This window comes from Scytonema hofmannii PCC 7110 (assembly GCF_000346485.2).
GTDB lineage: Bacteria > Cyanobacteriota > Cyanobacteriia > Cyanobacteriales > Nostocaceae > Scytonema > Scytonema hofmannii.
Genome location: NZ_KQ976354.1, coordinates 3,607,082 through 3,622,885, shown reverse-complemented (window position 1 = coordinate 3,622,885; position 15,804 = coordinate 3,607,082). Strand labels below are relative to the sequence as shown.

At 42.6% G+C, this 15,804-nt stretch carries 3 protein-coding genes; all 3 read left to right on the top strand.

The genetic code is table 11. The annotated features are described in order from the left end of the window. The 3 genes from WA1_RS15360 (at position 1) to WA1_RS15350 (ending at position 15,717) form a co-directional block, all read left to right on the top strand. Positions 1-3,249, top strand: coding sequence for an amino acid adenylation domain-containing protein (locus tag WA1_RS15360; protein ID WP_272819144.1), 3,249 nt, complete (start codon positions 1-3; stop codon positions 3,247-3,249). Positions 3,250-3,475: 226 nt separating this feature from the next. Next, positions 3,476-11,422 (top strand): non-ribosomal peptide synthetase, encoded by a 7,947-nt coding sequence (locus WA1_RS15355; RefSeq protein ID WP_017742640.1) that lies wholly within the window; start codon positions 3,476-3,478, stop codon positions 11,420-11,422. Continuing rightward, positions 11,419-15,717, top strand: a complete 4,299-nt coding sequence (locus WA1_RS15350) for a non-ribosomal peptide synthetase (RefSeq protein WP_017742639.1) — start codon at positions 11,419-11,421, stop codon at positions 15,715-15,717. Before WA1_RS15355 ends, WA1_RS15350 begins: the two co-directional genes overlap by 4 nt. Positions 15,718-15,804: the final 87 nt, after the last annotated feature.

Here is a 15,804-nt window from a genome sequence, read left to right as displayed (position 1 = left end):
GTGACCAATACCAATCTCCTTATGAAAAATATTGAAGACCTTTATGAACTTTCGCCGATGCAACAGGGTATGCTCTTTCATACTCTTTATGCACCAGAATCGGAACTTTATTTCGAGCAGTTGATTTGTACCCTGTCTGGTAAATTGAATTTTCCTGCATTTCAGCAAGCTTGGCAATGGGTTGTTGTGCGACACCCAGTTTTGCGGAGTTCTTTTTATTGGGAAGAGATAGAAAAGCCTTTGCAAATGGTGAGCAAGCAAGTGGAACTTCCTTGGGTGAAACTAGATTGGCGTCATTTAATGCTCAACGAACAACAACAGCATCTAGCGGATTTTCTCAAGAGCGATTGCCAAAAAGGATTTTCCCTTCATGTTGCTCCCCTGATGCGCTTCACCATTATCCAGCTAAAGGAACAAACTTACCAATTTATTTGGAGTCATCATCATATTCTCTTTGATGGTTGGTCGATGCAGATTGTCTTGAAAGAAGTTTTAGCTTTCTATGAAGCTAATTATCGAGGCGAACATTTACATTTGCTTCCTGCTCGTCCCTATCGAGAGTATATTGATTGGTTACAGCAACAAGATATTACTCAGGCAAAGAACTTTTGGCAACAAGCTCTCCAGGGGTTTGAGGCTCCTACCCCTTTAGGAGGAAACAGAGGACAGGGGACTTACGATGAAAAACCTTTCCAATTATCTCAAACGGTAACTAACAAGCTGCAATTTTTAGCGCGACAGCATCACTTAACCTTGAATAATTTGGTGCAAGGAGCATGGGCGGTGCTCCTTTCCCGTTACAGTGGGGAAAGCGATGTGGTCTTTGGTGCAACTGTATCGGGTCGCTCATCAAATTTGGCGGGAGTAGATTCAATGGTTGGGCTATTAATTAACACCATCCCCATACGAGTACAAGTTACAGCTAAGACAGAACTATTACTCTGGCTCAAGCATTTACAAACCCAAGCACTCGAGCAGGAACAATATGCTTACTACTCTCTAGCGGAAATTCAACGCCTAAGCGATCTTCCGCCAGGAATTTCATTGTTTGAGAGCCTTTTAGTTTTTGAGAATTATCCGCTTGACTCTACCGAAAAAGAAAACGAAAAAACTTTAGAAATTAGTCATCTTCGTTGTTTTGAACGCACAAATTATCCTCTAACAGTAGTGGTTAATCCTGGAGCGCAATTGTCTGGCAGGATTATCTATGATACCAGTTGCTTCAAGGAACAGACAATTGCCCGTGTGATCGGACATTTCCAAACGTTGCTAGAAGGATTTGCAACCAATTTACAACAAGATATTTCCCAATTATCTCTGCTGAATTCCGCCGAAGAAAAACAATTGATTCTGTTAGAAAATTATCAAAATATAGATTCTATTCATTATAAATGTATTCAGACTTTATTTGAAGAACAGGTAGAAAAAACTCCCAACGCAGTTGCCATTGTATATGAAAAGCAGAACTTAACCTATCGGGAGTTGAATAACCGCGCCAATCAATTAGCTCATTACCTACAAGCACTAGGAGTTCAACCCGAAGTACGGGTGGGAATTTGTGTTGCTCGCTCGCTTTTAATGGTAATAGGAATACTCGCTATTCTCAAAGCAGGTGGAGTTTATGTTCCTTTAGATCCCGCTTATCCTTCAGAAAGACTGGCGTTTATGTTAAAAGATGCACAAGCACCCATCTTACTCACACAAACTCATTTGCGTGATCGCCTTCCCATCCAAAATCAAACTGTGGTGAATCTTGATTCAGATTGGGAAATAATTGCACAATACAAAGAAGACAATTTATCTAGTGACGTTAATCCAGAAAATTTAGCTTATATTATTTATACTTCTGGTTCAACGGGAACACCAAAAGGAACAGAAGTTCCCCATCGTAGCTTTATTGGTTTTATGTTTGGGGTTGATTACATTCATCTTGATGCAAATTTAATTTGGCTACAACATTCATCCATTTCTTGGGATGCGCTCACCCTAGAACTTTGGTCGCCCTTGCTTTACGGGGGGCGTTGCGTGCTTTACCCAGAGAGAATTCCCACACCAGAGGGCTTAAGCCAAATTATTCAAGAACAAGGAATTAACACCTTGTTTCTGACTACGGCTTTATTCAATCTCGCGATCGATACAATACCCGAAGGTTTGTCAGGAGTTAAACAACTGCTCTTTGGGGGAGAATCCGTTTCCATACCTCATGTTCGTCGCGCCTTAGAACTATTGCTTGAAACCCAAATTATTCATGCTTATGGTCCTTCGGAATGTACAGTTTTTACCTCTTGTTACCCGCTTCCCAAACAACTTGCTCAAAATGTCCGTTCAATTCCTATTGGAAAACCCATTGGTGACCGGAAAGTTTACCTTCTAGATAAAGATTTACACAGGGTTCCTCTTGAAATTCCTGGAGAACTCTATGTGGGTGGGGCGAGTGTTGCTAGAGGTTACTTAAATCAACCAACATTAACCCGTGAAAGATTTATTCCTAATCCTTTTGTTGAGGGTGATACGCTTTACAAAACTGGGGATTTAATCCGCCGTCTCCCTGATGGGAATTTGGAATTTCTAGGTCGAATTGATACACAAGTTAAACTTCGGGGTTTTCGCATCGAATTAGAAGAAATTGAAGCGGTTTTAATTCAACATCCAGATATAAAGCAAGTCTTGGTTATTGTACGGGAAGACGAACCTGGGAATAAGTGCTTAGTTGCTTATTTCTTGAGTAAGGAGAACGCATCAATTGTGAGGGCGCAAAGCCTTGCGCCCCTACTGCGACAATTCCTTAAGAACAAGCTACCTGACTACATGATTCCCACGGCTTTCGTGTTTGTTGAGGAATTCCCTCTAACGCCTAATGGTAAGATAAATCGCCTTGCTTTACCTGCTCCAGATGCTTCTCAAAGAAATCTAGAAATTGATTTTGTTGCTCCTCGCACCGCCATTGAACAACAATTAGCTACAATTTGGGCTGAGGTTCTGCGATTAAAACAGGTTGGAATTTACGAGAAATTTTTCGAGTTGGGGGGACATTCTTTATTGGCGACTCAAGTTGTTTCTCGATTAAGAGAAGCTTTTTCTCTTGATTTTTCTTTGCGTTATTTGTTTGAAAATCCAACCATTGCTGAACTTGCCCAAAAAGTGACTGCTCAACAATTTGAGCAAGCAGAAAATGATGCCTTAGCACAGATTTTAGGGGAAGTCGATGGGTTATCAGAGGAGGAAGTAATGCAGCAATTACGTTTTTAAGAATTAAATTGAGCAAGTATAATACAAAACCAAAAATTCACAGAAAGAAAAATAGACTTCAAACCATAGGAATCCTAAATCATTTATGGAAAATTTTATTCACACTCTTCTCTCTGTACTCTCTGCGCCTCTGCGGTTCAAAAATAGTTTATTTAACCGTAGAGGCGCAGAGTACGCAGAGGAAAGAGGTGAGAGAGTCACTGATTAATTAGTATCAGGATTTATTATGAGCGATCTACTAAAACGTCTTGAAACTCTTTCGCCAGAAAAGCGAGAACTAGTCCTACAAAAACTGAAAAAGCAACAGCAATCTTCACAAAATGATCGCAGGTTAACTCCTCTACTTACACCCGTATCGCGGGAACAACCCCTTCTCCTCTCTTTTGCCCAACAAAGACTGTGGTTTCTCGACCAATTAGAAGGCAAAAATTGTGTCTACAATGTCCCGTTTTTTTGGCAACTTAGGGGATTTCTGAATATAAGTGCCTTAGAACAAGCTATTAGAGAAATTGTTCAGCGTCATGAAGTTTTACGCACGACTTTCTCAGTTGTCGATGGCTCGCCAATACAGGTAATTCACGCTCATCTTCAACTGATGGTACAGGTGCTAGACTGGCGACAATTGACCGGACAAGACCAGTTAAGCAAAGCGCAGCAATTAGCTACAGAAGAATTGCAACAGCCTTTTGATTTATCAAAGCCGCCTTTGTTGCGGGTAAAGTTGTTGCAACTGGCTGAGCGATCGCATCTGCTGTTGCTCGTGATTCATCATATCGTTTGTGATGGTTGGTCGATGGAGATATTCCGCCGTGAATTGTTCGCCCTTTATACTGCATTTTGCTCTGGCGAAGCGTCTCCCTTACCTGAATTATCGTTACAGTATGCTGATTTTGCCTATTGGCAAAGACAATGGTTACAGGGAGAGATCCTCCAAACTCAACTGAATTACTGGCAAAAACAACTGGTTGCTGTCCCTCCCCTGTTAGAATTACCCACACGACCTCGCCCTTCCGTTCAAAGTTTTAGGGGGCGTAGTATCTTCTTGCAACTCGATCGGGATTTATCGCAGAAGCTGATGCATTTGAGTCAGGAGTCGGGAACGACTCTGTTTATGACTTTACTGGGAGCATTTACGCTCTTACTATCACGTTATAGCGGACAAGAGGATATTGTCGTTGGTTCTGCGATCGCCAATCGCAACTGTCGGGAAATTGAAACACTGATTGGCTTTTTTGTCAATACTCTAGCTTTGCGTACTAACCTCCAAGGGAATCCAACTTTCTTAGAGTTACTCAATCGGGTGAAGCAAGTTACCCTGAATGCTTATGACCATCAAGACTTACCTTTTGAGAAACTCGTTGATGAACTGGGTCAGGAGCGATCTCTGTCCCATCATCCCCTGTTCCAAGTAGGTTTTAGCTTGCAAAATGAACAAGAGCAAAGATTGGAAACTCATGGATTGGATGTTACTCTTTTTCAGTGGGAAAATACAACAACTTTTTTGGATTTATTACTGACGTTTCGACAAACGCCTCAGGGATTGAGAGGAGAATGGGAATATGCAACAGATTTGTTTGAAGCTAAAACCATTAGGCGCATGGCGGAACATTTTAAAATTCTGCTTCAAGGAATTGTTGATAAGCCAAACCAACCGATTCATTCTTTACCGTTGCTGACAGACGATGAACGTCAGCAACTGCAAATTTGGAATCAAACTCAAACTGATTATCCTCTCGAACGAACTTTGGTTGACCTGTTTGAAGCTCAAGTTGAAAACAATCCTCATAACCTTGCGTTGGTGTTTGAATCCCAAAGTCTGACTTACCAGCAACTGAATCAAAAAGCAAACCAATTAGCGCACTATCTCATTCAAAAGCACCAAATTCAACCAGACACTTTAATTGGTATATGTGTTGAACGATCTGTGGAGATGATTATTGGTGTACTCGGTATCCTTAAAGCCGGTGGGGCTTATGTACCGATTGACCCCAAATATCCCCAGCGACGGATTCAGTTCATGTTGGAAGATTCTGGGACATCGGTGTTGCTGACCCAAAGTTTTCTACTCAACAAATTACTTGGTGCGAACACTGAATACCCACATAAAGTTATTTGTTTGGATGAGACAACTTTTGCTGAAGAATCAACTAAGAATCCCAGTCCAAGAAGCACACCCAATAATTTAGCCTACCTTATCTACACCTCTGGTTCGACGGGAAGACCAAAGGGAGTCACGATTGAGCATCGAGCAGTTGTCAATCTCAGCTTCGCGTGCGCTAACACTTTTCAAGTTCAAACCCAAAGCCGTTTGCTTCAGTTTGGTTCTTTAAGTTTCGATTCATCTGTAGCAGAAATTGCAACGGCTTTTGTCACTGGTGCTTGCTTGTATCTTGCCAATGAAGAAACTTTGTTACCCAGTCAAATTCTAGTTGACTTCTTAACCGATCGCAAAATTACCCACAGCTTTTTTCCTTCTTCAGTCTTATCTGTTTTACCTCAAGCCACCTTAAGTGATTTGCGATACTTGGGTGTTGGTGGTGAGCCTTGCTCAAAAGAATTAGTGACTCGGTGGGCGCAGGGACGGCGTTTCTTCAATTGTTACGGACCGACGGAAGCGACGGTGAATGCGGCGATCGCTACACTTACCACAGGCAACGTGCTTTGTCAAGCTAACATCACAAAACCACCCATTGGTCAACCTTTGTCTAACACCCGCATCTATATTTTAGATGCATACAATCAACCATTACCCATTGGAATACCTGGGGAATTATGCATTGCTGGTGTTGGTTTAGCAAGGGGCTATCTCAACCGTCCTGAAACTACCAAGAGAAAATTTCTTGAAGTTGAGTTATTCGGCAAAACCGAACGAATTTACAAAACTGGCGATCGGGCAAGATGGTTAACTGATGGTAACTTAGAATATCTAGGACGACTTGATAACCAAGTAAAACTGCGGGGCTTCCGCATCGAATTGGGTGAAATTGAATCGTTATTATTGCATTGTTCGTCAGTTAGAGAAGCTGTCGTAATTTTACATGAAGCAGATAATAATTCTAGGCTAGTGGCATATATTACGGTGATAGAAAAATCTGTTAATTTAGGGGATCGACTCAAGGACTACCTCAAAACTCACCTGCCAAATTATATGGTTCCCAGCCAGATTATGGTATTGGATAAGTTACCCCTTACCCCTAACGGTAAATTAGATCGGCGATCGCTACCAGCACCAGATATAGCCACTTCCACTGAGGAAGAAATGCCAGTCACTCCAACAGAAAAACTACTGGCTGCGTTATGGCAAACTCTCTTAAAAACTAAGTCTGTTAGTCGTCAAGATAACTTTTTTGAACTGGGCGGACATTCTCTATTAGCAACCCAATTAGTTGCCCGTATTCGTGACATTTTTGGGGTAGAATTACCTGTCCGTAAGGTATTTGAGCAGAGTATTTTGTCTGAGTTGGCAACAGAAATTGACAGTAGGGGCGCAATGCCTTGCGCCCGAACCACCATCGCACCACAGCCGGAAAACGACTCTAAAGTTTTGTCCTTTGCTCAATCAAGACTCTGGTTTTTAGCCCAGCTTGAAGGGAAAGGAACCTCGGCTACCTACAATATGCCAATGGCTCTGCAACTTGAGGGCAATTTAAATATAGAAGCGTTGCGTGCAAGTTTTGCCTATGTGCTCAAACGCCATGCTAGTTTACGGACATATTTTCCGGTCGTAGAAGGAAAACCTCAAGTCGTCGTCCAAAATCCAGAGGATATAGAAGTGCTAGAGTTCGTAGACTTGCAGGAACTCGATCTCCAGACTCAAGCAAAAACGGTACAATGGTTAGCCGATAATCATGCCCAAGAACCCTTTGACTTAAATACTGGTCCCCTCTTCAAAGCAAAACTGCTGCAACTTCAACAGCAAAAATATGTGTTGCTTGTTAATATGCACCACATTATCAGCGATGGATGGTCAATGGGTGTATTCAAGCGGGAATGGCAACAAGCTTATCTTGCTTTCCTTCGAGGTGAAGCTCCGAATTGGGAAGAGTTACCGATTCAATATAGCGATTATGCAGCTTGGCAGCGCAACTGGTTGCAAGGAAATATTTTAGAAAGTCAAGAAAATTACTGGAAACAACAACTAAATGGCGCTCCTCGATTGCTAGATTTGCCGACTGACTATCCCCGTCCAGCGCAACAAAGTTACCAAGGTGGACGCGAGGAATATCGTTTGAGCAGTGAACTGACTTTATCACTCAAAAGAGTCAGTCAAAAATACGAGGTGAGTTTGTTTATGACCCTGTTGACGGCTTTTAGTATTTTACTATCTCGTTACAGCCGTCAAGAAGACATATGTGTCGGTACTGCGATCGCTAACCGCACCCATAGCCATACAGAAGGGTTAATCGGCTTTTTTGTCAATACTTTGGTATTGCGGAGTCAAGTCAAGCCAGAGCAAGAATTTAACAAGTTACTCCAACAAATCCGTCAAACTTGCTTAGATGCGTATGCTCATCAAGATATTCCCTTTGAATATTTGGTAGAACAGTTACAACCAGAACGCAGCCTGAGTCACAACCCCTTATTTCAAGTCATGATGGTGTTGCAAAACACGGAAAGTGCGGGGACGAATGTTAATTTACCAGGGCTGGATATTCAATACTGGGAGCAAAGTTATCCATTTGCTAAGTTTGATTTGACAGTGGATCTTTGCGAAAGGGGCGACCAATTGCATTGTATGTGGGAATATGCCACCGATTTATTTGAGGCTGAAACCATTAGGCGCATGGCAGGACACTTTGAAGTTTTGCTCGAAGCGATATGCCTACAGCACGCTGGCGCGACCCAAAATACCCAACAGCAGATTATTGGTCAGCTCCCCTTGATGACAATAGCAGAAATCCAGCAACTGCGCCGGTGGAATCAAACCGATACCAATTACCCCCAAGACCAAACACTGGTGACTCTGTTTGAACAACAGGTAGCAAAAACACCTGATAATATTGCAGTTGTATTTGAAGATTGCAGCTTAAGTTATCAAGAACTCAACCAAAAAGCAAATCAATTGGCTAATTATTTGTTGCAATTTCAAAAAGAGCAAAAATTGCATAACAATCTAGCGATCGCGATCTGTATGGAGCGATCTCTGTCTATGGTTATTGGCTTATTTGGTATCCTCAAAGCAGGTGGGGCTTATGTGCCAATTGACCCCAACTACCCACAAGAGCGGATTCGTTTTATGCTCGAAGACTGTGGAGCACAGATTTTGCTCACTCACAGTCAACTCAAAGATAAACTGGGGATTGAGCATTGGGGATTGGACATTGGGGATCAACAAACTCTTTCCCAGTCCCCATTACCCCTTATCCCCAGAGGGGGCCCCGAGTTCCCCAGTCCCCAATTTTTAATCCTGTGTTTAGATAAGGATAACTTTGCCAACCAATCGACAGAAAACCCAAGTTGCCATCAACCTAATGATTTAGCTTATATCATTTACACATCAGGCTCTACTGGGCGACCTAAAGGCGTACAATTGCTACACCGTGGTTTAACTAACTATTTACACTGGGCAAAAAACTTTTATGCAGTAGCGCAAGGGCAAGGGACAGCCGTGCAGTCTTCCCTTAGCTTTGATGCAACGATTACCTCCCTGTATCTACCTCTAATTTGTGGGCGTACCACTGCTTTGGTCAGAGAAAAACAAGAGATTGAAGTCCTAGCAGATATTCTTGAACAAAATAACCATCTCTCCCTAATCAAAATTACGCCTTCGCATCTAGAGATACTCAATCAGCAACTCGCACCGCATATGATGCAGAATCGAGTTAATGCTTTGGTTTTAGGCGGTGAGGTATTACGTATTAACCAGATAACTCCGTGGCTAACTCATGCCCCTGAGACTCGGTTGATTAACGAATATGGACCCACAGAAACAGTTGTGGGGTGTTGTGTCTACGAAGCAACTGGAAAAAGGGATCTGGTTGGCAATCTATTGATAGGACAACCAATTGCCAATGTGCGTATCTACATCTTAGACAATCAAAACCAAGCCCTCCCTCCTGGTATTCCTGGGGAGCTTTGTATTGCGGGTACCCCTTTAGCCCGTGGTTATCTCAACCGTCCTGAACTCACAGCAGAAAAATTCATCGAACTCGACTTGCTTGGCGAACGAGAACGAGTTTACAAAACCGGAGATTTAGCCAGATGGTTGCCCGACGGTAACTTAGAATACCTGGGGCGGATAGACAATCAAGTAAAACTGCGCGGTTTTCGCATAGAATTGGGCGAAATTGAAGCCTTGTTAGCCAAACACCCTAAAATTGGGCAAGCAGTTGTCATTGTAAAAGGAGAAGATGCAATTGATCGGCGCTTGCTAGCTTATATTGTACCTACGCCAACAGATAACGACCTTGAAAATCAAAGTCTTCAAGCTGAACAGGTTGGACTATGGCAGCAAGTTTTCAATGATAGCTACTCTCAACAACAAGCCTCAACCGATGACCCAACCCTCAATTTAGCAGGTTGGAATGATAGCTACACAGGAAAATCCATTCCCCAAGCAGCGATGCAAGAATGGCGAGATACAATAGTTGGTCAAATTTTAGAACTTGAACCGAAACGGGTTTGGGAAATTGGTTGCGGGACAGGGATGTTATTGTTTAAAATTGCGCCTCATTGTCAGCATTATCTGGGTACAGATTTTTCGTCTGAAGCATTGCATCACATCGAACAACATCTCAAACAACTATCCTTTCAAGACAGCCATTCACGGGAAAATCCCTCTTCCCTTACCCCCTATCTTCAAGACAGAATTACCTTAAAACACAGTGCAGCTAACCAGTTTGACGGTATAGAGACAAATGCTCATGACTTAGTTATCATGAATTCTGTCATTCAGTATTTTCCCTCCTTGGATTACTTTTTGGAAGTTTTGGAGGGGGCTGTTAACGCTGTGACGACTCAGGGAACCATCTTTATTGGGGATGTGCGTAATCTCCATCTACAGGAAGCTTTCCAGACGTCAGTTGAGTTTGAGCGCGCCCCCGATGACTTATCAATCAAGGATTTGCGTCTGCAGATTCAAAAAAGCATTCGCACCGAAGGTGAATTACTGATTGACCCCGATTTCTTTATTGCCCTCAAACAAAGAATTCCTCGGATTAGTCAAGTGCAAATTCAATTGCAACGGGGTTATGCTCTGACGGAGATGAGCCGTTTTCGTTATAATGCCACTCTCTATTTGGATCGAGCCGACACACCTTTGGAGGAACCGGAATGGTTAGATTGGCAAACCGAACAACTGAATCTGGAAACTATCGAGAAAATTTTAACGACTCAGCAACCGGATTTGCTAGGCATTAAAGATATCCCCAATGCGCGTCTAACCTCAGAAATGGAGATGTTAGAACAAATCGGTCAATTAGATGGTACTGTTTTAGATTTAAAAGCAGCAGTTGCACAAGCCAAATCAGGGATAGAACCCGAAGTGTTCAGAACTTTGGTGCGAGATTTGCCTTATACGCCTTTTATACAATATAGCTCTCCAGGGTTTTCCTGTTACGATGTTGTTTTTCAAAGGAATATCCCCGGACAGGTGACACTACCACGATTTGCGATCGAGAAAAATTTACGGCTGAAACCTTGGCAACATTACGCAAATCAACCATTAAAATATCGTACCAATCCAGTCGATCCAGCATTATTGGTTGAATGGCGAGACTTTCTGGAAAAAAATCTCCCCGATTATATGATTCCCAGTCATTTCACTGTCTTAAAACAACTGCCACTGACACCAAATGGAAAAGTAGACCGCAAAGCTTTACCTATAGCAGATGAAGCAGTTTTATCAACAGACATTGAATTGCCCGTAACATCGACAGAAAAAGTGCTGGCTCAATTATGGGCGAAGTTGCTGAAATATGAAGCGATGTCTGCGTTAGGTGTAGGCGTAGCCCGCCAGGATAACTTCTTTAACTTAGGAGGACATTCCCTATTAGCGACCCAACTGTGCGCCCGTATCCGGGACAGCTTCAAAATAGAACTGCCACTGCGTAAAGTCTTTGAGTACCCCACTCTCAGTGAATTGGCGAATTATCTCGATACCTGCATTTGGGTTAATTCCGCCACTACAGATATGCAACCTTTAAACTCAGACGAAGAGGAAATTGAACTATGACACAAAAAGAGCACGTAGTTTCTTTAATGCTTCGTTTGCAGAACATAGGCTGCCGAATTTGGGCTGAAGATGATAAATTACGGATTCGTACTAGCAAAAATGTCCTTACTTCCGAGCTGAAGCAGGAGATACAAACTCATAAAGCAGATATATTAGCGTTCCTAAATGCTGCCAAAGCCAAGACTGTCATGGCAGAGGAAATTCCCCTCATTAGCGCTGATACTCCAAAGCCCCTTTCCTTTGCTCAACAACGCCTCTGGCTGTTAGCACAACTCCAAGGGTCATCAGCTACCTACAATATGCCGATCGCTTTACAACTGTTCGGCAACCTCAATATTGATGCTCTGCGCTCTAGTTTGGCTTATCTGCTAAACCGTCATGCCAGTCTTAGAATGTATTTTCCTACAGTAGCCGGACAACCTCAAGTTGTTATCCAAAATTTAGACGCTATCGAAGTTTTAACGATGGAATTGGGGAGTAGGGAGTGGGGAGTAGGGAGTAGGGGGTGGGAAAAAGTTTTCCCAATGCCCAATGCCCAATGCCCAATCCCTAATCCCCAATCCCCAATATCCCACTCCCCACTCCCCACTCCCCACTCCCCAATTCTCCAGCATTTAATCGATGCTCATGCTCGAGAGCCGTTTGACTTAAATACCGGACCTTTGTTTAAAGCAAAACTGCTGCAATTGAAAGAGCAGAAATATGTGTTGCTCGTTAATATGCACCACATTGTCAGTGACGGCTGGTCAATGGGGGTGTTTGTTCGTGAGTTACAGCAAGCTTATACCGCCTTTGCCCGAGGTCAAACCCCAAACCTGACTCCTCTACCCATTCAATACAGCGATTATGCAAACTGGCAACGAAACTGGCTACAAGGGGAGGTATTAGAAAACCAGATCGACTATTGGAAACATCAACTCAAGGATGCAACTTCATTACTGGAATTACCTACCGATTATCCTCGCTCAGCACACCAAAGCTACCGAGGCAAACGCTATCTCTACTCTCTGACGCCGGAATTAAGCGATGCCATTAAAACTTTCAGTCAACAACAAGGAGCAAGCCTGTTTATGACCTTGTTGGCGGCTTTGAGTATTTTGCTTTCTCGTTACAGTCGCCAAAACGATCTTTGTATTGGTTCTCCCATTGCTAACCGCACTCACAGCCAAACAGAATTATTAATTGGCTTTTTTGTCAATACCTTGGTACTGCGTAACCAAATCAAGCCGGAGCAAAGTTTTATTGAGTTCTTGCAACAAACTCGCCAAACCTGTTTAGATGCTTATGCTCATCAAGATATACCCTTTGAACTTCTGGTAGAAAAGTTACAACCAGAGCGCAGCATGAGTTATAACCCCTTATTCCAGGTCATGTTGGCGCTGGAAAATAATGAAAGTCCCGACCTGAGTTTGCCCGGATTAGAGATTCAATGGCTTGATGTAACCTGTCCGTTTGCTAAGTTTGACCTAACACTTCTGGTCACAGAATGCGATCGCCAGTTAAATTGCTCTTGGGAATACGCTACCGATCTCTTTGAGAAGAGTACTATCCAAAGGATGGCGGAACAGTTTGAAGTTTTGCTTCAGGGAATTATCGATCGCCCAAACCAACCTATCAAAACTCTGCCTTTGATGACAGTGGCGGAACTTTTGCAACTACAGCAATGGAATCAAACTCAAACCGATTATCCTCTGAATCAAACTTTAGTCGATCTGTTTGAATATCGAGTTGAAAAAAACCCTCATCATCTTGCTTTGGTATTTGAATCCCAAAGTTTAACTTACCAGCAATTGAATCAAAAAGCCAACCAACTGGCTCATTATCTCATTCAAAATTATCAAATTCAGCCAGATACATTCATTGGTATCTGCGTTGAACGGTCATTAGAAATGATTATTGGTGTACTCGGTATCCTGAAAGCGGGTGCTGCTTATGTGCCGATCGAGCCCAATTATCCCAAAGAGCGTATTGAGTTCATGCTAGAAGATTCTGGGACATCGGTGTTGTTGACCCAAAGTTTCCTACTAGACCACTTACCACTAACTGAACTGGAAAACCCCCTTAAGATCGTTTGTTTAGATCGGGAAACTTTTGCTGAATTAACAGATAATCCCAGTCCTCAAAGTACACCATTAGATTTGGCTTATGCGATCTATACCTCTGGTTCGACGGGAAGACCCAAGGGAGTAAAGATCGAGCATCGAGGACTGGTTAATATGACTTTAGCAGTTGACCAAGTTTTGCAAATTCAACCCCAAAGCCGTTTGCTTCAGTTTGCTTCTTTCAGTTTCGATGCTTCAATTTGGGAAATTGCTACTGCTCTCGTCGCTGGTGCTTGTTTGTATCTTGCTAAAAAAGAAACCTTGTTATCCACTCAAGATTTAGTACACTTTTTAGGCGATCGCAAAATTTCCCATGTCACGTTACCTCCTTCCGTCCTATCCCTATTACCGCAAGCGACATTACCTGATTGGCAAATCGTAGTGACTGCTGGTGAAGCTTGTTCAACAGAATTAGTGACCCGGTGGGCAAAAGGAAGGCGTTTTTTTAATGGCTACGGACCGACAGAATCTACAGTTTGTGCAAGTATCGCTCTTTGTGAACCCAATGGCAAAAAACCGCCCATCGGTAAACCGTTACCCAATACCCGCATCTACATTTTAGATGCTCACAATCAACCGTTACCCCCAGGAATACCAGGGGAATTGTGCATCGCTGGCGTTGGTTTAGCAAGAGGCTATCTCAACCGTCCTGAAACGACCGCCGAAAAATTCATATGTGTTGAATTATTTGGTAACACCGAGCGAATTTACAAAACTGGCGACTTAGCAAGATGGAGGACTGATGGAAACCTTGAATATCTGGGTCGCATGGACGACCAAATTAAACTACGCGGCTTTAGAATTGAACTCGGTGAGATAGAATCAATTTTATTACAATATCCATCAGTTAAAGAAGCAATTGTCACCTTACATAAAACTGAGAGCAATCATTTAATTGCCTACGTAACGGGAATTACCACTAATTTGTCTACCCAATTAAAAAATTATCTTAAATCCCGTCTACCCGATTACATGGTACCTGCTCAGATCGTCATACTGGATAAGTTGCCTTTAACTCCCAATGGTAAAATTGACCGTAAAACTTTACCTGCTCCCAATATTGGGGTTGAAGGCTTATTTGAAGCTCCACGCAATGAAGTTGAAAAACAACTAGCACAGGTATGGTCTGCTGTACTCGAACGTCAAGAAATTGGAATTCACGATCGCTTTTTCGACTTGGGCGGTCATTCTTTATTGGCGATGAAATTGCTCAATGATATTCAACTGGTGTTTGGGCAACAACTTTCCTTAAGCAGTTTATTTCAGAACCCGACAATTGCTCAACTGGCACAACAACTCTGTCATACTCAGGCTAAACAATCCCATCCCGATTTACTGTCTTTCCAACCCTGTCACTGGTCACTGGTCACTACCCCTCTATTTTGTCTTCCTGGCGCAAACGGACACGGCTTCTATTTTCAAGATTTAGCCATCAATCTAGGCACTGAAAGACCAGTGTATGGACTTGAAACTCCAGGAAGAGACGGACTTAGCACACTCCCCGACTCGGTAGCAGCCCATGCAAGTCAGCTCATTGAGTTATTACGCCAACAGCAAGCCAAGAGTCCATACATACTAGCAGGATACTCTTCTGGTTGTGCTGTTGCTTTTGAAATGGCTTCCCAACTGGAACAGCAAGGTGAAAAGGTGAGTTTACTGGCTATTTTTGACGCCGGACTGATTTCTCACCCCGAGTATTTAACTCATAGAGCAGATATTGATTGGATTTGGCAATCCATTCAACGGATTGAAGCCTTAAAGAGAGTTTCTTTAGGACTGAAATACGATGATTTAGCTGCGGAAGCTGATGACCAAGCTCGTTGGGATCTGGCGGCAGAGTATTTATACAGTCATAATATTCTACCAGAACACTCAACCCTGTCTTTACTCAAAACTAATATGGGAGTGATGAAAATGCTGACGCTCAATTACGCAAATTATCAGCCCCATCATCAAATTTCTGCCCCTATTATTTTATTCCGCGCTCGAGAAGTTCATGAGATTCTTTTACAAGAACTCCAAGCTATTTCAGATTACGATTTACCGGATTGGGGATGGCAAGCTTATACTCAAAAGCCTGTGAAGGTCATATCTGTACCTGGAAACCACGGTCAAATGCTTTATGAACCAAATGTAAAAATATTAGCCAGAAAATTACAGGCGGTGATGAGAGATGGAGCAATTACCTTATAATACAATACGATGTTGTATTTGGCAAATGGAGTGAAGTCAGTAATTTCCCATATCTATTTGAAAAGCCTCAAGAGCCAAAATAAATTT